This is a genomic window from Candidimonas nitroreducens, from assembly GCF_002209565.1.
Taxonomy (GTDB): domain Bacteria; phylum Pseudomonadota; class Gammaproteobacteria; order Burkholderiales; family Burkholderiaceae_B; genus Candidimonas; species Candidimonas nitroreducens.
Genome location: NZ_NJIH01000010.1, coordinates 281,824 through 303,147, shown reverse-complemented (window position 1 = coordinate 303,147; position 21,324 = coordinate 281,824). Strand labels below are relative to the sequence as shown.

General features: G+C 59.3%; 19 protein-coding genes. 13 read left to right on the top strand and 6 right to left on the bottom strand.

The genetic code is table 11. The annotated features are described in order from the left end of the window. Positions 1-14 precede the first annotated feature (14 nt). The 3 genes from CEY11_RS18725 to CEY11_RS18715 form a co-directional block, all read right to left on the bottom strand. Positions 15-1,067 (bottom strand): ABC transporter ATP-binding protein, encoded by a 1,053-nt coding sequence (locus CEY11_RS18725; RefSeq protein WP_088604918.1) that lies wholly within the window; start codon positions 1,065-1,067, stop codon positions 15-17. A gap of 18 nt (positions 1,068-1,085) precedes the next feature. Continuing rightward, complete coding sequence (locus CEY11_RS18720; RefSeq protein WP_088604917.1) at positions 1,086-1,955, bottom strand: phosphodiesterase; 870 nt, start codon at positions 1,953-1,955, stop codon at positions 1,086-1,088. A 370-nt stretch (positions 1,956-2,325) separates the two neighbouring features. Continuing rightward, positions 2,326-3,288, bottom strand: coding sequence for a LysR substrate-binding domain-containing protein (locus CEY11_RS18715; protein ID WP_088604916.1), 963 nt, complete (start codon positions 3,286-3,288; stop codon positions 2,326-2,328). 162 nt (positions 3,289-3,450) lie between these two features. Here CEY11_RS18715 and CEY11_RS18710 point away from each other — a divergent pair, with 162 nt between their 5' ends. The 7 genes from CEY11_RS18710 (at position 3,451) to ilvD (ending at position 11,687) form a co-directional block, all read left to right on the top strand. Beyond that, positions 3,451-4,446, top strand: a complete 996-nt coding sequence (locus CEY11_RS18710; RefSeq protein WP_088604915.1) for a Bug family tripartite tricarboxylate transporter substrate binding protein — start codon at positions 3,451-3,453, stop codon at positions 4,444-4,446. A gap of 62 nt (positions 4,447-4,508) precedes the next feature. After that, on the top strand, positions 4,509-6,044 hold the full coding sequence (gene tcuA / locus CEY11_RS18705; protein WP_088604914.1) for an FAD-dependent tricarballylate dehydrogenase TcuA: 1,536 nt from the start codon (positions 4,509-4,511) through the stop codon (positions 6,042-6,044). Between the two features lie 112 nt (positions 6,045-6,156). After that, positions 6,157-7,068: an isocitrate lyase/PEP mutase family protein gene (locus CEY11_RS18700; protein WP_143322929.1), complete on the top strand. Its 912-nt coding sequence runs from the start codon at positions 6,157-6,159 to the stop codon at positions 7,066-7,068. Positions 7,069-7,076: 8 nt separating this feature from the next. Next, complete coding sequence (locus CEY11_RS18695; RefSeq protein WP_088604912.1) at positions 7,077-8,342, top strand: 3-isopropylmalate dehydratase large subunit; 1,266 nt, start codon at positions 7,077-7,079, stop codon at positions 8,340-8,342. A 9-nt stretch (positions 8,343-8,351) separates the two neighbouring features. Next, positions 8,352-8,852, top strand: a complete 501-nt coding sequence (locus CEY11_RS18690) for a LeuD/DmdB family oxidoreductase small subunit (protein WP_088604911.1) — start codon at positions 8,352-8,354, stop codon at positions 8,850-8,852. A 1-nt stretch (position 8,853) separates the two neighbouring features. Further along, the gene (locus CEY11_RS18685) at positions 8,854-9,861 is read left to right on the top strand and encodes a Bug family tripartite tricarboxylate transporter substrate binding protein (protein ID WP_088604910.1); all 1,008 of its coding nucleotides are present in this window, start codon (positions 8,854-8,856) and stop codon (positions 9,859-9,861) included. Between the two features lie 140 nt (positions 9,862-10,001). Further along, entirely contained in the window at positions 10,002-11,687 is a 1,686-nt protein-coding gene (ilvD, locus tag CEY11_RS18680; protein WP_088604909.1) for a dihydroxy-acid dehydratase, read from the top strand. Between the two features lie 143 nt (positions 11,688-11,830). Here ilvD and folE2 read toward each other — a convergent pair whose 3' ends face one another. Further along, the gene (gene folE2, locus CEY11_RS18675; RefSeq protein ID WP_088604908.1) at positions 11,831-12,661 is read right to left on the bottom strand and encodes a GTP cyclohydrolase FolE2; all 831 of its coding nucleotides are present in this window, start codon (positions 12,659-12,661) and stop codon (positions 11,831-11,833) included. Positions 12,662-12,951: 290 nt separating this feature from the next. Between folE2 and CEY11_RS18670 the strand changes: the two genes are divergently transcribed. From CEY11_RS18670 to CEY11_RS18645, 6 genes are all read left to right on the top strand, one after another. Next, the gene (locus CEY11_RS18670) at positions 12,952-13,611 is read left to right on the top strand and encodes a DNA-3-methyladenine glycosylase family protein (protein ID WP_088604907.1); all 660 of its coding nucleotides are present in this window, start codon (positions 12,952-12,954) and stop codon (positions 13,609-13,611) included. A gap of 234 nt (positions 13,612-13,845) precedes the next feature. After that, positions 13,846-14,787 (top strand): LysR substrate-binding domain-containing protein, encoded by a 942-nt coding sequence (locus CEY11_RS18665; protein ID WP_088604906.1) that lies wholly within the window; start codon positions 13,846-13,848, stop codon positions 14,785-14,787. A 359-nt stretch (positions 14,788-15,146) separates the two neighbouring features. Continuing rightward, positions 15,147-16,337, top strand: coding sequence for an alpha-hydroxy acid oxidase (locus tag CEY11_RS18660; RefSeq protein WP_233154963.1), 1,191 nt, complete (start codon positions 15,147-15,149; stop codon positions 16,335-16,337). A gap of 51 nt (positions 16,338-16,388) precedes the next feature. Continuing rightward, complete coding sequence (locus CEY11_RS18655) at positions 16,389-17,441, top strand: Bug family tripartite tricarboxylate transporter substrate binding protein (protein WP_088604905.1); 1,053 nt, start codon at positions 16,389-16,391, stop codon at positions 17,439-17,441. Positions 17,442-17,493: 52 nt separating this feature from the next. Further along, positions 17,494-18,282, top strand: coding sequence for a fumarylacetoacetate hydrolase family protein (locus tag CEY11_RS18650; protein ID WP_088604904.1), 789 nt, complete (start codon positions 17,494-17,496; stop codon positions 18,280-18,282). Between the two features lie 9 nt (positions 18,283-18,291). Beyond that, positions 18,292-19,362 carry a lactonase family protein gene (locus CEY11_RS18645; protein WP_158215377.1) on the top strand — a complete coding sequence of 357 codons (1,071 nt, stop codon included), beginning with the start codon at positions 18,292-18,294 and terminating at the stop codon, positions 19,360-19,362. 66 nt (positions 19,363-19,428) lie between these two features. Here CEY11_RS18645 and CEY11_RS18640 read toward each other — a convergent pair whose 3' ends face one another. Together CEY11_RS18640 and CEY11_RS18635 are read right to left on the bottom strand one after the other, a co-directional pair. After that, a complete protein-coding gene (locus tag CEY11_RS18640) occupies positions 19,429-20,214 on the bottom strand; it encodes an alpha/beta fold hydrolase (protein ID WP_088604902.1) in 786 nt (261 codons plus the stop codon). 59 nt (positions 20,215-20,273) lie between these two features. After that, the gene (locus CEY11_RS18635; protein WP_158215376.1) at positions 20,274-21,257 is read right to left on the bottom strand and encodes a Bug family tripartite tricarboxylate transporter substrate binding protein; all 984 of its coding nucleotides are present in this window, start codon (positions 21,255-21,257) and stop codon (positions 20,274-20,276) included. Positions 21,258-21,324: the final 67 nt, after the last annotated feature.

The window sequence follows — 21,324 nt, the reverse complement described above, 5'->3', positions numbered from 1 at the left end:
TTCCCCTTGGTGGTTTATGAGCCGGCCGCGATGGCCAGGCCCGAAGCGTCAAAAAAGTGCTGCTCGCGCGGGCTCCAGGCCAGCCGGATCGCCTCGCCGGGCGCGGCCCGCAGGTGTCCCGGCGTGCGCAGGGTGATGCCCGTGTTCTCGCCCACGGCGCAGACCACGATGGTGTCGGCGCCGAAGAATTCCACCCCTTCCACCCGCGCCTCGACGCCGCCCTCGGCGGCCAGCGCGATATGTTCGGGCCGCACGCCCAGCTTGCGCGCCCGGGCGCCATGCGGCGCTTCTATAGCGGCGGCGCTGCCGGCGATGCACGTGCCGGCCTCGTCCAACCGCAGCAGGTTCATGGGCGGCGTGCCGATGAAGCGCGCTGCGAATTCGGTGCGCGGGCTGGCGTAGAGCCGGTCGGGCGTGTCGTGCTGTTCGATTTGCCCGTTGCGCAGCAGCACGACGTGGTCGGCCATGCTCATGGCCTCGGTCTGGTCGTGCGTGACGTAGATCATGGTGATGCCCAGCTTCTGCTGCAGCGCCCGGATCTCGCGGCGCATCTCGTGGCGCAGCTGCGCATCCAGGTTCGACAGCGGCTCGTCCATCAGGCACACCGGGGCTTCCGAGATGACCGCGCGCCCCAGCGCCACGCGCTGCTGCTGCCCGCCCGACAACTGCGAAGGCTTGCGATCCAGCAGTTGCGTCAGGCCCAGCAGTTCGGCCACCTGTTTCAAGCGTCGGTCGAAGTCGCGCGCCGGCTCTTTGCGCACCTTCAGGCCGAACAATATGTTCTCCCGCACCGACAGGTGCGGGAATAGCGCGTAGGACTGGAACACCATCGATATGCGGCGCTTGGCGGGCGCAAGATCGGTGACGTCGCGCGAGCCGATGAGTATGCGCCCCGACGTGGGCGTGTCCAGCCCGGCGATCATGCGCAGCGTGGTGGACTTGCCGCAGCCCGACGGCCCCAGCAGCACGGTGAACGTGCCCGCGGGGACTTCGAAGCGGATATTGCTGACGGCGGCCGGAGCGTTGCCGTATTGCTTGGTGATATCGTCTAGGACTACGGATGACATGGCGGCAGGGGAACGGCCTTAGGCCGGCAAAGATGGGCCCGCACGCTGCACCTTCGGCTTGCTGCCCCCCAGGGGGGCGCTTTTTGCCTTGGGGCGGCCCGGCGGCGAAAGAGGAGAAGCCAGGTAACTGACCACGGCGTGGTGCGTGACGGTTGCGCCGGGGCGCACCCAGTGCACGTGGTAGCCCGGCGGCTCGGCATTGGACGTCAGCCGCCCATGCTCGCGCAGATCGAGTTCGACCTGGTGGGCGGTGCCCGGACATGTGCTGGCCAGGGTGTTGCCGACTCGGCACACGATGCTGCGGTGCATGTGCCCGCACAGCACGCGCTCGATATTGGAATGCTGCGCAATGATGCGCGCGAATTCTTCGCGGCCGGCAAGTATACCCAGGGCATCCATCGGTAATATGCCGGTGTCGAAAGGAGGGTGGTGCATGATCACTACCGTGGTCTGGTCGGGCTTTTCGGCCAGCCGATCCGCCAGCCACTGCAGGCGTGCCGGGCAGAGTTCACCGTGATGGCGGCCCGGCACCGTGGAGTCGAGCGCCACGATGCGCACCGGCCAGTTGTCGTCGACGTACTGGATGAACTCGCCGCCGCTGCGCAGGTAGGCGTGCTCGGGGAAGGCCTCGCGCAATGGTTCCCGACTGTCGTGATTGCCGGCGATCAGCAGATACGGAATTTCCAGCTTGCCCAGCGCCGCATGCAGCATCGCGTATTCGGCCGGTAGCCCGTTATTGGTCAGGTCGCCCGTTACCACCACCAGATCGGGGCGCGGTTCAAATCGGTTCAAGTCGTCGATGGCGAGTTCCAGGTGATCGACCGCCATGACGCCGTCGGGGCCTGGCCGTTCCTGGATATGCAAGTCACTGATCTGGGCAATCAGCACTGTGGCACCTCTAGTTTTAGCGAGACACAGGCCCCGCGTCAGTCACCGCCGTACATTGCATGCCGCGCCGCTTGCGGGGGCATTTCCAGCAGTTGGCCGGCGCGGTGGCCTGCAAGTGTTTGAAAACGATTTCATTTATTTTATCCTTGAAGTATGACGGCGATATTGCAGTAGTTACCCTAATGCAGCAGTTGCCGAATTGGGTGGGGGAAGCTTCCAGTCCTTGCGAAGAATAGGCTTTGCGACACGTTGCGGCTGATTCTCGATTCCCTGCTTTTCATTAGCATTCGCACAGAACAAGGAAGATTCTCAAGAGTCTCGCCGATCTTCTGCTTCTTTGGCCTGAGCCCGAGTGGGGCTTCGAACAAACTTACAGAAACGGCAATTGGTCTAGGCCAACAGAAAAATCCGCTTTTCCGAAAAGCGCCTCCTCAATCACGCCTTTGTTCAAGCCGGGTGCGAAAAAATGCATGAATTCATAGATGTAGCCGCGCAGAAAGCTATGCTTGCGCAGCACCAAATTGATCATGCTGGGCTGGAATAGGTGGTCGACAGGAATAGTGCGCAGAGGTGAGTCGACCTTGGGATCGAAGGCGACTGCCGCGAAAATAGCAACTCCAAGCCCAAGTTTGACGTATTCCTTGCTGACCTCTGCATCGGTTGCCGTCAGAGCGATGGAGGGCACGAGGTGATGCGCCGAGAATTCCTGGTCGACAATCCGTCGCCCGCCGTAGGCTCCATCGTAGGAAACCAAGGGGTATCGAGCCAAGGCTTCGAGGGTAAGGGGTTGGGTCGCCAGCAACGGGTGGTCGGGGCCGGTCAAGACGATGCGTCGCAGTTTGTAGCAGGGGATGAAACAGACTTCGGGGCTTGGATCCTTCACATTAGAACAAATGGCCATATCTGCCTGTCCCTGCACGACCAGGTCACTACATTCCTTGGGATTGCCTTGATGCAGGGTTAACGACACGTTGGGATACTTTGCAATGAACCGTCGAACCACGGGCGGCAGGATGTATTTGGCGTGTGTATGTGTAGTTGCGATGGTCATTTCGCCGTGCCCCGAATTGGCGATTTCGTTGCGCAGCTCGTGAATATTCTCGATCTCCTGAAGGATTCTGCGTGCGCTACGCACAATTTCTTCGCCGCGCGGCGTTACGGCCAGCACACGGTTCTGGCTACGCACGAAAACCTCGAATCCCAGCTCTTGCTCGAGTTCCTTGATATGCCGGGTAACACTCGGCTGGGATATGTACATGGCACCCGCAGCCTGGGATATTTTTAGTCCGCTATTGACGATCTCGCAGACACTGCGGAGCTGATTCAGGTTCATAGGTAGCGACCATTATTTGAACACCAAATACTGCATACATAGATTGAATTGTACTAATAACGTAGTGCTGCTTAAGATCAGTGCAGGCCAAGCCCATCCTGAAAATGGCTACGACAGCAGGAACAAACAAGTTTTTAACTTTTAACCTTGTGAGGTTCTGAAATGCTCTCCATCCGTCAGAGTTGTAGGTTGCTGGGGCTGCTTGGCGGCATATGCGCTTTGGCTCTCGTACTTGCTTCCAGTGTGCACGCCGCGGCTTCCTATCCCGATCGTCCGATCCGTGTGGTCGTGCCGTTTGCTGCGGGAGGTGGCACTGATATGTTTGGCCGCATTGTCGCCGAGAAACTCTCCAAGCTCTTGGGGCAGGCCGTCGTGGTGGAGAACCGAACGGGGGCGGGGGGGAATATTGGCGCCGGCTATGTGGCCAAAGCGGCTCCGGACGGCTATACCCTGCTGATCGGACATACGGGCACGCTGGCTATCAATCCCAATTTGTACGCCAAGATACCGTATGACCCGTTGCGCGATTTTGCTCCGATCAGCACGATTGGAGTCTCGTCGCTGGTGCTGGTGGTGCCTACCGCGTTGCCGGTTCGGAATTTGAAAGACTTGATCTCACTGGCCAAGAAAAGTCCCGGAAAATTGTTTTTTGCTTCGGGCGGCATCGGTACTGGTGAACACTTGTCGGCGGAGTTGTTCAAGAGCATGGCGAAGATCAATATCGTGCATGTGCCTTATAACGGCACATCTCACGCCATCAGTGCCCTGTTGGGCCAACAGGTGCAGATGTATATCGGGGTACTGCCGCCGCTTGTGCCTTTGATCAAAGCGGGACGCTTGCGAGCATTGGCAGTAACCAGCTCCGAGCGTTCGGACGTACTGCCGGACGTCCCGACGATGTCCGAAGCCGGGGTTCCAGGCTATGAAAGCACCCTGACTTTCGGGGTGCTTGCCCCTGCGGGTACGCCACAGGAGGTGGTCGATACATTGCACAGCGCTATCGTCCGAGGAATGGCGGCTTCCGATGTCAAAAAATCCCTGCAGACAGTTGGAGCGAGCCCCATGACTTCTTCGCCACAGAAATTCCGCTCCATTATCCAGGGCGAGATCAAGAAGTGGGGAGACGTGATTTCCTCGGCGGGCATCCCTAAAGAGTAATCGAGTAATTGGGCGGATCGGCAGCGCCTTTTAGCAATCGACGTCTATCGGAGCAGGAGTGAATGGAATTAGCTAAAGCATACGATGTGATCGTGGTGGGCGGCGGAAACGCGGCGTTATGCGCAGCATTGTCTGCGAGTGAAGAAGGCGCCAAAGTCGTTGTATTGGAGCGAGCGCCGCAATCCGAGCGCGGTGGCAATAGCTGTTATACCGAGATGATACGTTGCGTATATAACGGCGTTGAAGACATACAGGCCCTGTGCCCCGATATCAGCAGCGAAGACATCGCAATGAGTGATTTCGGCCGTTATACAGAAGACCAATTTTTCGACGACATGGCCCGCACGACGGAAAACCGCACGGATCCCGACTTGTGCGAGATCATGATCAGACAAAGCAATCCGACCATGCACTGGTTGCGCAAGAATGGGGTGAGATTCTTGCCTTATTTCGGCAAACAGGCATACAAAATCGACGGCATTTTCCGTTTTTTTGGTGGTGTCATCCTAGAACTATGGGGTGGTGGCCAAGGTTTGATGGCCGCCCTCTACAAACGGGGCGAGCAAGCCGGAGTGGACATCCGCTATGGCGCTTGGGTTCGCGAACTGATTCATGACAGTCGCGGTGTGCGAGGCGTCGTTGCCGACATGGGCGGCCAACCTGTTGAAATATTCGGCAAGGCGGTGGTGCTCGCATGTGGTGGCTTTGAGTCTAACCCCGAATGGCGCGCCCGCTACCTGGGCAAGGGTTGGGATCTGGCCAAGGTCAGAGGTACGAAATTCAATACCGGCGACGGCTTGGCAATGGCAACCCGGATTGGTGCCTCGCCTTATGGACATTGGTCAGGATGCCACGCCGTGAGCTGGGAGCGGTATGCGACCGAGTTCGGCGACATACCGACCACGCCCAGCTACTGGCGCCACAGCTATCCTTTCTCGATTATGGTCAATGCCCGCGGCGAGCGTTTCCTCGATGAGGGGGCGGATCTGCGAAATTACACTTATGCGAAATACGGTCAGATGGTGCTGGAACAGCCTGGTCACTTCGCCTACCAGATATACGATGCAAAAGTGTTGCCTCTGCTGCGGGAGGAGTACAAGAAAAAGCATGTCACAAGAGTACGGGCGCAAAGCCTCGAAGAACTCGCCCAAAAACTCGATGACGTGGATGGTGCCAAACTGCTCCAGACCATACGTGAATACAACGCCGCAATCCATACTGATCGGCCATTCCGGCCCGACATCAAGGATGGGCGGTGCACTACCGGGTTGAGCGTCCCCAAGTCGAATTGGGCCAACACCATAGACAATCCGCCATTCGAAGCCTACGCGGTTACTTGTGCCATCACTTTCACCTATGGTGGTTTGCGTATCACCAATAAGGCAGAAGTACTCAACACCAATCTTGAACGTATCGATGGCCTGTATGCCGCTGGAGAAATTGTGGGTGGCATGTTCTATTTCAATTATCCAGGAGGAACAGGGCTGATGAGCGGTGCGGTATTCGGGCGGATCGCTGGACAAAGCGCGGCTAATTTTGCTCGCGGCATACAGGTCGTCGATACCCATCATGCCGGCATGCATACGATTCCGGGTTGATTTCATTATTGGAAACCCTATGTCCGACATGCCTTCCATATTTATCGCACATCATTTTGCTGCGCCTCATCACCCCGGCTGAAAAAGTGCGGATTGAATAGGGAGCGAGACAGTGACCTTCCCGAACAGGAATTTTTCGCCGCGCGAAGCGCGCACAGCCTTGCGCGGTTTAATGAGCCGCGCTACGCCGCTGCCTATACCCGGCCCATACGATGCGCTGTCCGCACAGCTCTTGGAACGGCTCGGATTCAAGGCCATATGGGGAGGAGGCATGATAAGCACTGCGGCCACTCTAGGCACGCCCGATGTCAGTCTTCTTACGGTAACCGAGCATCTGCGCTTTTGCAGTTCGCTGGCGGAGGCAACGGGTCTGCCTGTTGTCGCCGATTGCGACAGCGGCTACGGGGATGCTTTGAACGTTGCGCGAACCGTGCAATTGTTCGACCGGGGCGGAGTTGCCGCTATTGTGATCGAAGACCAGCGCAGCCTGAAGCAGGCATCGCTCTATGACGGCAGTCGCTCGCTGGCCAGCCGACGAGAGATGGTGGGCAAGATCAAAGCGGCCGTTGATTCTCGTTTCGACGAAGGATTGATGGTTTGGGCTCGGACTGATTCGTTTGCGGCAGGAGTCGAAGTCGCGGAGGCGCTGGAGCGGGCTCATGCATATGCTGAAGCGGGGGCTGATCTGATCGTACCAGTGTCCAGGACATTGGAGCCGCTGCGGGCGTTTGCCCGTGCATGGGATAGGCCGACGCCCCTGTGCATCATTCCGACCTTCTTTCCCCGGCTGTCTTTGAGCGAGATAGCCGAACTCGGCTTTTCGGCCTCAGTGGTTTCCCTGGCGCCCACGCTGGCGGCACTGCATGGAGTCGAACAAGTCATGAAGAGCTTCATCGCTTGCGGATCGCTTTCAGATACCGAAGAAATGATGGCGTCATTCGACGGCATTTGTGATCTGGTGGGTTATGACAAGTATCGTGCTTTGGCCGCGCGGTATATCGAGAAGGACACTAGCAGTCAATAGGAAATGCCATGGGAAAAACGATAGCGCAAAAGATACTCGAAAGCCATGTGATCGATGGCTCGGTAAATGTGGATCCGGGAAATATCGTCAGGGCGCGAGTGGACTTATGCCTGCTGAACGACATCAATGGCCCTGGAGCGTTCCGCCATTTTGAGAAAATGGGTGCGAAGAGGGTACGCACGCCCGAAAATCTGGCTCTTGTTGTGGATCATTTCGCGCCTGCTCCCAATGCACAAGGGGCGCGCCTGGGTATCGACATGCGCCGCTTTGCCAAGGCCAAAGGTATAGAACATTTCTATGACCTGGGCAAAGGCGGCATCGAACACACACTCGTTCCCGAGCTTGGCCTGGTCGGCCCTGGCGACATTATTGTTGGAGGTGATTCCCATACTACTACTGCGGGCGCATTCAATGCCTTCGGTACCGGGATGAGCTGGGCCGGAATCGCCGCGATACTTGCCTTGGACGAGACCTGGTTCAGGGTGCCGGAATCGATGCGTTTCAACTTGCGCGGAAAAAAGGCGCCGTTTGTGACGGGTAAGGACATCATTTTGAAAGCGTTGCAGGAAATTGGTACGGCCGGTGCACTTTATAAGTCTATGGAATTTGTGGGGCCTGGCTTGTCCGACTTGAACATGGACGAGCGTATGGCGATTTGCAACATGGCGCTGGAAGCCGGGGCTAAGACTGGCATCGTCGAGCCGGACGGGCAGACCCTTGAATGGGCTGCTACCCACTGCAAGCGCCCTTATAGGCTGATTTCGGCCGATGCGGACGCTGAATATGAAAGCCGCTATGATTTTGATCTTGCCAGCGTCCAGCCTATGGTTGCCAAGCCTTATTCACCTGGCAACGTCGTTCCCGTGGATGAAATCCACGGTGTTCATGTCGACCAAGTCTACATGGGGAATTGTGCCAATGGCACCATAACGGATTTGCGCCAGATCGCCAGCGTCCTGAAAGGCAGGAAAGTGGCGCCGGGAACCAGAGCCATCATTGTGCCCGCCACGCAGGCGATTTACCGTCAGGCCATGGCCGAAGGCCTGATTGATCAATTCATCGAGTCAGGGGCCGCCGTAACGACTCCTACCTGTGGCGCATGCTTTGGCGGCCATAATGGCGCGCTCGATGATGGCGAAGTCGCGATCGCCACAATCAACCGCAATTTTCAAGGCAGGGCGGGTCACGCCGGCTCGCAGGTTTACTTGAGCAATTCATATGTTGCGGCCGCTGCGGCGGTAGCAGGCGAAATAATCAATCCCGCAGCGCTTTAGGAGACTCGAATGATTTATCGAGGGTTGGTGCGTCGCCTGGGCGATAACGTCGATACGGATGTGATGATAGCCGGTCGACATCTGTCACTGCAGAGTCCGGCGGAAATGGCAAAATACATGTTTGAAGAAACCGACCCGGAGTTCATCCATCGGGTTCAGCCGGGCGATATCATCGTCGCTGGCGAAAATTTCGGCTCGGGATCGGCGCGCGAGCATGCGCCGCTCGGATTCAAGGCTCTTGGCATCAGTTGCATTGTCGCGGCGAGTTTCAGCCGGACTTTCTACAGAATGTGTGTAGACCTGGGCCTGCCTCCCATAACCTGCGCCGATGCATTGAAATTCGCAGATGAAGGGCAACAAGCTGTGGTTGATACTAAGTCCGGAGAAATCTGCCTTGGCGACCATACCCTGAAGGCGCTGCCTCTACCAGAGTTCATTGAAAACCTCATGCGGATGGGAGGCCTGACCAACTGGGTACAGCAACAGCTCCAGTCGGAACAGGAGGCCTGAAATGGAGCCTGAGAAATGGGCACGGCGCTACTGGCTTGCAACGGCAGCGAGCTTGTTGCTTGCGGCCAGCGCGCCTGTACCAGCACTGTCCGCCGCTTATCCAAGCCGGCCGATTACCCTGATCGTGCCCTTCGCTGCTGGTAGCTCGACCGATTCCGTCGTGCGGCCACTCGCCAAGAAGCTTGCCCATCTGCTGCATGTGCAGATCATTGTCCTCAATCGTCCTGGCGGGAATTTCGCCGTAGCATCCAATGTGTTGAAGGCTAGCCCGGCCGATGGTTATACGTTGTTGGTTGCCACGGGAAGCATGCTGGTGCAGAACTACGTGCTTGGTAAAAATGTTGGTTATGACCCGTTGCGTGACTTTAGTTTCATCGGCACGATCGGAATACATCCTGGAATTTTGGTGGCCAGAAACAATCTTCCCGCCAACGACGCGCATTCACTTTTCGCCTATGCGCGAGCCCATCCGGGGCAGCTCAATTTTGCTTCTGGCGGTGTAGGCTCTGCCAGCCATGTGATGATGGAGTATGTGCTGTCGGCGCTGCACACCGATATGGTGCATGTTCCCATGAGCGGCGACAATCAGGCCATGCTTGAATTGGCGGCCGGCCGCGTGGATGTTGCCTTGACGGCCGCTCAGGTGGCTCTGCCTTTGGTCAAGGCTGGGAGAGTGAAGGCGATGGCTGTCACGACGCCCGAACGGCTTGCCTATCTTCCGAACGTGCCCACATTCAGCCAGGCCGGCCTGCTCGGCGTTGAAAGCGTGCATCCTTATGGGCTCGCGGGACTGGTGGGCCCCGCAGGAATGCCGCTTGTGGATGTGCAGATAATCGGCAAAGCGCTGCGCCAGATAATTTCTTCTTCTGAAGAAAGCATCACCTTGCGTGATCGGTTTCATATGGAACCGTACGCCAAGACATCCGAAGAATTCCGTCACCTTATCCAAATCCAAATCCGGAATTGGGCCGAGATCGCAGAGCGAATGAGAGCATCGCCGCGTTCGTGATGGAAGTTTGTGTGATTTGCCAAACGTTATATGCTAGAGCGAATTCTTGCCGGACTTTACGATTCGTGAGAGTACACTTTGTCTGTTGGGCTGTTTCATTTCGGGAAAATTGCCACATACAGATAGAGGAAGAAAAGAAAATGGCTGATTCCAAACCTTTGCGCTCCGGACACATCACACAGGGCAAGTCGCGCGCGCCCAATCGTTCCATGTATTACGCCCTGGGCTATAAGGAAACCGACTTCGGCAAGCCCATGGTCGGGGTGGCCAACGGCCACAGCACCATCACGCCTTGCAACAGCGGCTTGCAGAAGCTGGCCGACGCGGCCATCGAGGCCATACGCGACAACGGCGGCAACCCGCAGGTGTTCGGTACGCCCACCATTTCCGACGGCATGGCCATGGGCACCGAGGGCATGAAGTATTCCCTGATTTCGCGCGAAGTCATTGCCGATTGCATCGAGACCTGTGTGCAGGGCCAGTGGATGGACGGCGTCCTGACCATCGGCGGCTGCGACAAGAACATGCCGGGCGCTATGATGGGCATGCTGCGCGCCAATGTGCCGGCCATCTTCGTCTATGGCGGCACCATATTGCCGGGGTGCCTGCACGGCAAAGACCTGAACATCGTCAGCGTCTTCGAGGCTGTGGGCGAAAACGCTGCCGGACGCATGAGCGACCAGGAACTCAAGCAGGTCGAGCTGCACGCCATACCCGGGCCGGGTTCCTGCGGCGGCATGTACACGGCCAACACCATGAGCTCGGCCATCGAGGCCATGGGCATGAGCCTGCCGTATTCCTCGACCATGGCCAATGTGTACGATGAAAAGACGCAGTCCGCCGCCGAATCCGCGCGCGTGCTGCTCAAGGCCATACAGCGCGACCTGAAGCCGCGCGACATCATCACCCGCAAGTCCATCGAGAACGCCGTCAGCGTGGTCATGGCCACCGGCGGATCCACCAATGCGGTGCTGCATCTGCTGGCCATTGCGCACGCGGCGGGGGTGGAATGGACCATCGACGACTTCGAGCGCGTGCGCCAGCGCGTGCCGGTCATCTGCGACATGAAGCCCAGCGGCCATTACCTGGCGGTGGATCTGCACAGGGCCGGCGGCATTCCGCAGGTCATGAAGATACTGCTGAACGCCGGGCTGATCCACGGCGACTGCATCACCATCAGCGGCCAGACCATCGCCGAGGTGCTGCGCGACGTGCCCGATGCGCCGCGCGCCGACCAGAAGGTCATCTTCCCGCTGGATAAAGCGCTGTACAAGCAAGGCCACCTTGCTATCCTCAAGGGCAATCTGTCGCCCGAGGGCGCGGTGGCCAAGATCACGGGCCTGAAGAACCCGGCCATGACGGGCCCCGCCCGCGTCTTCGACGACGAGCAGTCGGCGCTGGACGCAATACTCGCGGGCCGCATCAAGGCCGGCGACGTCATGGTGCTGCGCTACCTGGGGCCCAAGGGCGGGCCGGGCATGCCGGAAATGCTGGCGCCCACCGGCGCGCTGGTGGGGGCCGGGCTGGGCGATTCGGTCGGCCTCATCACCGATGGCCGCTTCTCGGGCGGTACCTGGGGCATGGTGGTGGGGCACGTCTCGCCCGAAGCCGCGGCCGGCGGCGTCATCGCCCTGGTGCAGGAAGGCGATTCCATTACCATCGACTCGTACAAGCTGCTGCTGCAGCTGAACGTGCCCGACGAGGAAATCGCGGCGCGCCGCGCGGCCTGGAAGGCGCCGGCGCCGCGCTACACCCGCGGCGTGCAAGCCAAGTTCGCCTTCAACGCCTCGGCCGCCAGTACGGGCGCGGTGCTGGATAAGTTCTGACGGCACGCAGGGTTCGGCCCCCGGGCCGAGCCCGCCCGCTCATTCGTCCGTCCGCCCATTCTTCCGTTCAATAGCCGAAGAATCCTTCGTCGTGGATTTTGTCTTCGTCCATCCCGGCCGCTCTCGGCAGGCCGCGCGGGAAATCAAGCGGCCGCGGCCGGCCTGGCAATGCGTGCGTATGCCGAGTGGTTGTGTATGGATTCGAAGTTCTCGGCTTCGACGCGGTACGCGCCCACGCGCGGCTCGCGCTGCAATGCCAGCGCCACGTCGCGCACCAGGTCTTCGACGAATTTGGGGTTGTCGTAGGCGCGCTCGGTAACGTATTTCTCGTCGGGGCGCTTGAGCAGCCCATACACCTCGCAAGACGCATTGCGCTCGGCAAGCGCAATCAAGTCCTCGATGGCCATTGCTTCGCGCAGCTCGGCCTCGATGGTGATGAGCGAGCGCTGGTTGTGTGCGCCGTAGGCGGAAATTTCCTTCGAGCATGGGCACAGGCTGGTCACAGGCACCGTGACGCGCATCCGGAAACGGTAGATGCCGTCGGCGTCGACCTCGCCCCGCCAAGCGATGTCATAGTCCAGCAGGCTGGACGTGCCTGAAACCGGTGCCGTCTTGCGCACGAAATAAGGAAACGACATCTCGATGCAGCCGCTGGAAGCGTCCAGGCGCGCCAGCATGGCGTACACCAAGGTACGCATTCCGGCCTGGCCGACGATGGCCGGCCGCGCTTCCAACACCTCGATGAAGCGCGACATATGCGTGCCCTTGGAAGCGGCCGGCAGACCCACGGTCATGGCCAGCGTGGCCACGACAGGCTGCTGGCCGTGATCGCCGTGCAGGGTCAGAGGATGGCGCAGGCCTTTGACGCCGACGGCATCCAGGGCCACGCCACGCACGTCCGGACGAGCCTGAATGTCGGGCAGGCCCGCGGTCGGCGTGTCGGGTATCGGGGGAAGAATTGCGTAAGCGCTCATGAGTATTCCTATGAATGATCGGCGCCGGGCCGCGGCGTGGGCGCTGCCCGGGTATTGCTGGACACTGCTGCCGGCTGATAGTCGGTTGCCGGTTGTAGGTTGCCGGTGACCGGTAACCAGGGTGAATATGCTTGCTTGCCTGTTAGATGCGGCCTGTCGTGTAAAGGTGACAAAAATTTCGGGCGGCCCTTAGGCGCGGCGCCTCTGCATTACCATGTGTCTTGCGTGAATCGGCCCGGATTATTTCTGTGGCACCGTATCCACGGTTTTTTCGCGATAAAAGTGAACCCATGCCTGTCTCGTCGCCACCCGCCCGCCTTAGCTCGCAAGCCGCGGTAACCCGCCACTTGCGGCGGCTTGTCGAGCTTGACCCGCGGCTGCGCGCGATACACGAGCTCGTGGGGGCGGTTCCCGCACGTTCGCGGCCTCCGGGCTTTGCCGGCCTGGCTCGGGTGGTGTGTGGCCAGCAGGTTTCCGTCGCCTCGGCCGACGCCATCTGGAGGCGGCTGGAAGCCGTCGCCGGTGCCACGACGCCGGAAGGCTTTCTGCTTCTGGGCGAAAACGGGCTGCAGGGCGTGGGGCTGTCGCGCGGCAAGTTCCGCACTTTGACGGGCGTGGCGCAGGCCATCGTCGCGGGCGCGCTGGATCTGCCCGCAATTGAGCGCCTGCCCACCGAAGCCGCCTTGGCGCGACTAACTAGCCTCAAGGGCATAGGCCCATGGACGGCGGAAATCTACCTGATGTTCTGCGCGGGGCATCCCGACATTTTTCCTGCGGGCGATATCGCGCTGCAGAAGGCGGTCGGCGATGCCCTGGGCCTCGGGCGCGCCCCGGCCAGAGACGAGCTGATGGCCATCTCCGCCGCCTGGGCGCCGCACCGGGCGGCCGCGGCGCTATTGTTCTGGCGCTTCTATCGCAAGACCCGCGAGCGCGACGGCCTGGGTTTGTAGGCTCGGCAGAGCGAACCGATATACGTGGGGAAAGTAGCCTGATCCTGGCAATATATGTCTGGCGGCTGTCGTACTCGGCGGTTTTTAGCATGCGGTACTGCCCGCTGCCGGCGCCTGGCTCAGGCGCAAAATCCGAAAGAGCACAGGGCGGTGTCCTGGCCGGAACCCAATCAAGGTATGATGAATAATCGTTCACTTCGGCCGACATGAACTGAGCCCTCCAAGGACAAAGAAATGCGCCGCCGCCCACTCCCACTAAATTCTTTGCGCGCGTTCGAGGTATTGGGGCGGCACGGGAAGTTGGCCGGCGCAGCCGACGAGTTATGTATTTCTCTCGGGGCTGTGAGCCGTCATATTGGCATCGTCGAAACGTACGTCGGAGTCAGGTTGTTTGACCGCCACCGCAACGGTTTCTCGTTGACGGATAAAGGATCCGAATATCTGCGCCTGGTCAGTCAGGCTTTCGACCAACTCGACTCGGCGACAACTCGTTTGTTGGACGACCGGGATCAGCCACGGTTGTCGGTGTGCGTGTTTACTACTTTCGCTTCCGAGTGGCTGGTGCCACGCTTGTCCAGCTTCCTGATGGAGCACCCCGAGATCGACTTTCGGCTAAGCTCCTCGGTGACGTCCAAGGGCATAGATCGCGAGGACGTGGATGTGGGAATACGTCGTGGGCCTGTAGGTTCGGGCATGGATGCCGATGCTCTGTATTGTGCGGAATACTATCCCGTTTGCAGTCCGGACATGTTGCGGCGGGCGCCAGGCCTGAATTCTCCCCGGGATATGTTGCGACTGCCTCTATTGAATACTGAGCAGCAGGCCGGAAATTGGAGCTCGTGGCTGGCCTATGCCGGGGTGGGCGGCCTGGATATTGAAAAAACTCTATGGTTCGAGAACGGATCCTTGGCATTCAGGGCCGCGCGCGAGGGTGTTGGTGTTGCGCTGGGGCAGCGACACTATCTCGTTGAAGACCTTATTGCAGGCCGCCTGGTAGCACCTTTTCCGCAGGCAATTCGACGCCGCACCCCCTTTTATATGGTGTACGCGAAGCGGCGCGCGAACGAGCCGCATATTCTCGCATTTCGGAAGTGGGTGCTCGAGCAGATCACTGACACGGAAATGCGTAGCACTCTCATCCGTAACCATCCGACCGACTATCTGGAAATCGACTGAGGCCGGTACCGCGCGGGCTGCGGGCCGTGGTTCGCGTTGCAAGTTTCGCGAAACCTGCCGTTCGATGATGGGCGGCCGGCCGAGCTTATGGACGACGTGACCTTGTTGCCGGCCTTTTGCAGGTCGACGCCTATTCGATTCCAATGCAACAGCCTCGTATACGCAGGTTTCCAATTTCCTGAAGCCAACGTTGAGATCTTTGTCATTGTGTCGCGAGTCGTCTCCCCCTTAACATCCTCGCGTGTTCGGGCGTTCCCGGCCTTGGCTTTTTTGCTTGGGGCTTGGCGTGCCGGTATTCGAAAAATTTGAACCGGAACAGCGCAGTGAGGCCGGTTGCACTAGTGGGACGGGAGGCGCCGGTGTTCAAGGGCAATGTCGAGGAAGCTCTCAATGTTCATGATTTGAGGCGCATGGCCAAAAGGCGCCTGCCAAAGTGGTTGTTCGAGTTCGTCGACCGGGGAACGGAAGACGAGCTGGCGCTGCGGAACAACCGCGCTGCCTTTGAGCGCGTCAAATTGAAGACGCAAGTGCTGATGGACGTGTCGAAGCGGAGTACGGCTGTAACCTTATTCGGCAAACAGCACGATATGCCCGTCGGGGTCGCGCCGACCGGTGCTGCCGGCATGTTGTACTACAAAGGAGAGCTGGAGCTTGCGCGCGCAGCCAAGGCGGCAAACGTGCCATTCACCGTGGCGACGGCTTCGCAAACCAGTCTCGAAGATGTAGCACGGATCGTCGGCGGAACGCTTTGGTTCCAACTGTATATGTGGTCGGACATACGCATGTCGCACGTGTTGGTCGAGCGTGCTAGGAATGCGGGATACGATGCGCTGGTGGTGACGGTAGATGGCCCGGTCAACACCAATCGTGAGTACAACATCCGCAATGGATTCTCTATTCCCTTCCGCTACAACCGTCGGAACATCGCGGGTGTCCTGGCCAGGCCGGGATGGCTGACCTCGGTGATATTCAGGTATTTGCTGACGACGGGCATGCCGCGTCGGGAGAACTATCCGAGCGACCTTAAAGAGAGGTTCACCCAGGTTTCCGCGGCCGAGCGCAAGACCAAGAATGATGCGCTGACGTGGGCCGATCTAGACAGGCTGCGGGAGATGTGGCCGGGTAAGTTGATCGTCAAGGGGATCTTGACGCCGCATGATGCCGAGCTGGCGGTTGCGCACGGCGCTGACGGCATCATCGTATCCAATCACGGTGGCCGGAATTTCGACAGCTCCATGGCTCCGATAGAGGCGTTGTCTCCTATCGTCGACGCCGTCGGGGAACGCACGACTGTCATTGTCGACAGCAGTTTTCGCCGAGGCAGCGATGTGGTGAAAGCCTTGGCGATTGGCGCGAAATTCGTCATGGTGGGCCGGCCGACCTTGTGGGGAACCGCTGCTGGAGGGTGCGCGGGGGCGACGCGCGCCCTCAAGTTCTACCACGACGAAATCAGCCGAACGATTGCGTATCTGGGATGCAGAAGCATCGAGGAATTGAATCGAGATTTTCTGCAATATGTGCCCACGCCGCACAGCCCTTCGACAATGTAGATTAGGGCACGTTCGCGCACGGTGAGCACTCATGTATAGGGGGGTAAAAAGATGAAATCCACTTGCAGGAAGGCCGGAATTCAATACTCCGACGCGAAGGGTGCCGCCAGCGGTGCGCGAACACCGGACATGGTGCGCCGATCGTTGCTGGCCTCGACCTTGATGAGCGTGAGCATGCCTCTGTTTGCCGCTCAGGCATGGCCAAGCAGGCCTATTACGATCGTGATCCCCTATAGCCCGGGCACGGGCAACGACATAGTGGGCCGTCTGTTGGCTGCCAAACTGCCGAAATACCTGGGGAATGACAGCATAGTCGTGGAGAATCGAGCGGGAGCCTCGGGATATATCGCCACGGATTATGTGCGTCGCGCAAAGCCTGACGGCTACGTCATGTTGCTGTCCAGTGTCAGCTTCTCCATCAATGTATACACCATGAAAGTGAAGTACGGAGTCTCGGACTTCAGTCCAGTCGCTATGGTGGGCAGGCAGCCATTCACCTTGGTCGTCAACCGTTCAGTGCCTGCGAGTTCCGTGGCCCAACTGGTGGCGTATATGAAGGCGAATCCGGGGAAGCTGTCGGCTGGGCAGGGAGGGCCGACTGGCACGACCTATTTTTTGCTGGAGTCTTTTGAAAAAGCGACTGGCGTTCATGTGGTGTCGGCGGCATATAAAGGCACGACCGATGCCATGATGGACTTGCTGGCGGATCGGATACAGCTATTGTTTGCGCCCATTTCGACCAGCATGTCGTATTTGAATTCGGGCCATGTCCGGGTGCTCGGCGTCACGGGCTCTGCGCGCACGCCCATCATGCCGGATGTGCCGACGTTCACCGAACTGGGCTATCCGATGCTGGATATTTCGACTTGGTTCGCTTTCTTGGGGCCTGCCGGCATGCCGCGTCATGTGGTCGACACCATGGATCAGGCTTTATCGAAGACTCTGATGCTGAAAGAGGTAGCAGAACCCCTGATCAAGCAAGGAATCGTGCCCAGCTACGAGTCGGCAGATAAGCTCGGGTCGTTCCTGCGATCGGACATGGAAATGTGGGGTCGGCTGGTCAATGACTCGGCGGCCGGGCGTCAGTCGAAAAAGCGCCCGTGACTTGCTATTTGATGTTTCCGGCATTCCTGCGGAAATTTGGGAAAGGCGCGACATGAAGACGAAATGGTGCAGATTCGAAGTCGACGGCAGGACATCGTATGGAATGATCGATGGCCGGGATGTGTTTGTCGTGGACGGTAGGCCTTGGGAAAATTGGGCGGCAACACAGTCTGTGTATCCGGTATCTGCCGTGAAAATGCTGTCGCCCGTAGTCCCAGCGACTTTTTATTGTGCAGGGCTGAATTATCGCGAACATCTTGTCGCGTCGGCGAATCGGCGTGGCGTCGAACCGAAATTCCCCGAGAGGCCCAGTGTCAATTATCGATCCAGCAGTGCACTGTGCGCATCGGGCGATCCTATCGTCAAGCCGTCCGACTCCGGAGAGCTATTCCAGTACGAAGGTGAACTCGTAGCGGTGATTGGCAAGGGAGGACGGCATATTCCTGTGGCGCGTGCCCTGGAGCATGTGTTCGGCTGGACAATTGGCAATGACGTAAGCGAGCGGGCCTGGCAGCGTAGCGACCGCACCAGTTGGCGAGCGAAGAATTCGGATACGTTCAACCCTATGGGGCCCTGGATAGTTACCGATGTCGACTACCGCGCGATGACGACGATCGTGCGGTTGAATGGCGAAGAGGTGGATCGTTTTTCGACCGGGGAAATGATCCATGATGTAGAAACGTATATTGCAGAGATAAGCAAGTATTGCACCTTGCATCCGGGGGACGTCATCTGGATGGGCACGGATGGATCCCCGCGCAACATGAAACCCGGAGATATCTGCGAGATAGAAATCACGGATATAGGTGTATTGCGCAACCCTATTGTCGCGGAATGCTGAGGAATGCCGATGCCTGCGACAGCGGTTTCAGAGCCTGGCTTCCGCCGCGATTCCCCGGGCTGCTTTGTCTATGTCTCCTGCGCCGGCACCAAAGAGATTCATATCTTCCGACTGAATGAAGCCGACGGTCGCCTGCATGTGTTGGGGGCTGCCGCAGTGCCTGGCACTAGCGAACCGTCGCCGGCGAGCATGCCTATGGCCTTAAGTCCGGATCGGCGCATATTGTATGCGGCATTGCGCTCGGCGCCGTTCCCGGTATCGGCTTTTGTCATTGATCAGGTGGATGGCGGGCTATCGTGTCGTGGCACGGCTCCTCTACCGGCCGCCATGGCCTATCTATCTGTGAGTCGGGACGGACTGCTGCTGGGGGCTTCTTATACCGAGGGTAAGATTTCGGTCAATCGAATTGATATCGATGGTGTGCCGCAGAGTCCGCCAGTCCAGACGATCGACACACCGCCCAAGGCGCATTGCATTGTCGAAGGACAGAACGGTGTGTGCTACGCGACGACGGTGTCCGGCAATGCAATCCTTGCGTGGCGCAAGAGCGTTCGCGGCCAAGGCCTGGGCTTGTCGGGGCCGGTGTCTACTGCATGTCGTTCCGGATCGGGCCCGAGACACTTGGCATTTCATCCTCGATTGCCGGTGATGTACTGTATCAACGAGCTTGCGGGATCGTTGACCGTATTTGCCATCGAAGAGTCGCCAGGCGAGCTTGTGGAACTGCAGTCCATCAGTCTCATGCCGCCTGACTTTCAGGGCAATGCCCTGGCCGCCGATGTCCATGTAAGGCCCGACGGATGCTTCGTTTATGCAAGTGTGCGCAGCACCAACCTCATCGCGGCATTGCGCGTCGACATGGCGTCGGGCCGCGTCGAGTGCGTCGGATATTATGGTGCCGATCCGTCACCCCGCGGATTTGCTATAGACCCGAGCGGCCAGTTCCTGGTTTGTGCCGGCCAGCGCAGTGCTACCGTGGTTGTCTATGATATTGACGCATCCAGCGGGGCGCTGGCGCAGCTGCATCGCTACAGTGTCGGCTCCAATGCGAATTGGGTGGAAATAGTTCCGTTTGGATAATTGGCGGGTTATTGGCGCATCGTTGTTTCAGGTCGGCAGGAATCGATACGCGCCCGGCCCTGCTTGTCAGGCCTGAAGAAACGGTTCGACCAAATCCAGCACCTGACGAGGCCCCTCGATCAACAGGGAATGGCGCAGCTTGGGAATGATGTGAACCTTCGATCCCGCTATCTGCTCGTGCATGAAGCGAGCCATGCGGGGATTGGATCCCTTGTCATACTCGCCGGTGATGATGAGCGTGGGAATCGCGATCTCGCGCAGGCGTTCGGCGAAATCCGTATTGGCCAGCACGCCATAGGCGGCCGCGTAGGCCTTGGGGTCGTTTTTGCGGTTGCTGGCCGCGTAGGCGGCGATGATGTCCGGGTGCTGTGCGCGGAATTCGTCGGTGAACCATCTGGCCACCGAGTTCTCGAAGTGCTGGCCGGGGATGCCGTTGGCGACGATGCTCAGCCGCTCTTGCACCAGGCGCTTTTCTTCTTCGGTGCGTCCGGCGATGCCGGCGAGCAGAATCAGTTTGTCCAGCATTTCGGGATGGGCCAAGGCGAGCCCTTGCGCCACAAGCGCTCCGAGTGAGCAGCCCGCCAGGGCGCAGCGCTGTATGCCTACGGCCTGCATCAGCCCGTAGGCATCGCCGACGAAATCGTCGATGCTGTAGGGGCCTTCCGGCTTGGACGTTTCACCCATGCCGCGCTGGTCGAAGCGCAGGGTTCGATACTTGCCTTGCAGCAGCGCCACGAACTGATCCCACTGTTCCAGCCGGCCCCCGACGCCGTGGATCAGCACCAGCCAGTCGCCGCTGCCTTCGATTCTGTAGCGCATGCGCACGCCGTTCACATCCAAATATTCGTCCATGTTTCCTGTTTCCGTTTCGAGCATAGGCGGGCCCGGTTCCCCGGGGTTGCCACGTACGCTTATTGAGGCTGAATGCCCGCGGCCTTGATGACGCCGCTCCAGCGGTCGACTTCGGCATCGAAAAATTGCTTCACTTCTTCCGGTGTCCCTGTCTTTGTCTCCAGCCCTTGGGCGGCGAATTGCTTGAGCAGCTCGGGATCCGTCAATGCCTTGGCGGTAGCCTGTGAAATCCGGTTCACGACCGCGGGGGGCGTGCCGGCCGGCGCGAACAGCGCCATCCAGCTGCCAAACTGATAGCCGGGCAGGCCGGACTCGGCGATGGTCGGAACGTCCGGCATCGTGTCGAGCCGCTTGAGGCTGCTTACCCCGAGCGCGCGAACGGCGCCCGAGCGCACCATGCCTGTGGCGCCGGCTGCCGTTGTATATACCACCTTGACCCGCCCGCCCATCAGGTCGGTCATGGCCGGGCCCGTTCCGGGGTACGGCACGTGCATCATCTTGATGCCCAGCTTTTCCCACAGCAGTTCGGCCGACAGGTGCATGGCGCTTCCGATGCCGGCGCTGCCGTACGGGATCTGGCCAGGATCTTTCTTCGCCATTGCCACCAGCTCGCCCAGCGTCTTGGCCGGAAAGTCTTTGTTGGCCACGAGCACGTAGGGCTGATCCGAGATGAACGCGATCGGAATCAGATCCTTCTTCACGTCATACGGCAGTTTCTTGTACATGGCGGGATGGTAGGTCAGCGTGCTGCCGTTGAGCAGCAGGGTAAGGCCGTCCGGCGCCGAGTGCGCCACGAATGCCGTGCCTATGGTCGTGCCGGCGCCGCCGCGGTTCCTTACGACGACGGATTGGCCAAGCTCTTTGGAAAAAGGCTTCGCGAATATGCGTGCGATCATATCTGTTCCGCCGCCTGGCCCGAAAGGCACGACGATGGAAACCGGCCCTGCGGGATATGTCGTATTCGTGTCGGCGGCTGATGCCGGGGTGTGGATGGCGGCGGCGGCCAGCAAAGAAAAGAGCGGCATCAGGCGGCGTAGCAGCATGGAGGTCTCCATTGGCATATTGTCCGACAATCATATGATATGATCGAAGCCAACGCAATAAGCTTGG

Excerpts from the sequence above, each read along its gene's own strand:
- folE2 (WP_088604908.1), bottom strand. The coding sequence starts at position 12,661 with ATGAGCGCTTACGCAATTCTTCCCCCGATACCCGACACGCCGACCGCG.
- CEY11_RS18645 (WP_158215377.1), top strand. The coding sequence starts at position 18,292 with ATGCCTGCGACAGCGGTTTCAGAGCCTGGCTTCCGCCGCGATTCCCCG.
- CEY11_RS18635 (WP_158215376.1), bottom strand. The coding sequence starts at position 21,257 with ATGCTGCTACGCCGCCTGATGCCGCTCTTTTCTTTGCTGGCCGCCGCC.
- CEY11_RS18655 (WP_088604905.1), top strand. The coding sequence starts at position 16,389 with ATGAAATCCACTTGCAGGAAGGCCGGAATTCAATACTCCGACGCGAAG.
- CEY11_RS18650 (WP_088604904.1), top strand. The coding sequence starts at position 17,494 with ATGAAGACGAAATGGTGCAGATTCGAAGTCGACGGCAGGACATCGTAT.
- CEY11_RS18715 (WP_088604916.1), bottom strand. The coding sequence starts at position 3,288 with ATGAACCTGAATCAGCTCCGCAGTGTCTGCGAGATCGTCAATAGCGGA.
- ilvD (WP_088604909.1), top strand. The coding sequence starts at position 10,002 with ATGGCTGATTCCAAACCTTTGCGCTCCGGACACATCACACAGGGCAAG.
- CEY11_RS18640 (WP_088604902.1), bottom strand. The coding sequence starts at position 20,214 with ATGGACGAATATTTGGATGTGAACGGCGTGCGCATGCGCTACAGAATC.
- CEY11_RS18665 (WP_088604906.1), top strand. The coding sequence starts at position 13,846 with ATGCGCCGCCGCCCACTCCCACTAAATTCTTTGCGCGCGTTCGAGGTA.
- CEY11_RS18710 (WP_088604915.1), top strand. The coding sequence starts at position 3,451 with ATGCTCTCCATCCGTCAGAGTTGTAGGTTGCTGGGGCTGCTTGGCGGC.
- tcuA (WP_088604914.1), top strand. The coding sequence starts at position 4,509 with ATGGAATTAGCTAAAGCATACGATGTGATCGTGGTGGGCGGCGGAAAC.
- CEY11_RS18695 (WP_088604912.1), top strand. The coding sequence starts at position 7,077 with ATGGGAAAAACGATAGCGCAAAAGATACTCGAAAGCCATGTGATCGAT.
- CEY11_RS18725 (WP_088604918.1), bottom strand. The coding sequence starts at position 1,067 with ATGTCATCCGTAGTCCTAGACGATATCACCAAGCAATACGGCAACGCT.
- CEY11_RS18690 (WP_088604911.1), top strand. The coding sequence starts at position 8,352 with ATGATTTATCGAGGGTTGGTGCGTCGCCTGGGCGATAACGTCGATACG.
- CEY11_RS18685 (WP_088604910.1), top strand. The coding sequence starts at position 8,854 with ATGGAGCCTGAGAAATGGGCACGGCGCTACTGGCTTGCAACGGCAGCG.
- CEY11_RS18670 (WP_088604907.1), top strand. The coding sequence starts at position 12,952 with ATGCCTGTCTCGTCGCCACCCGCCCGCCTTAGCTCGCAAGCCGCGGTA.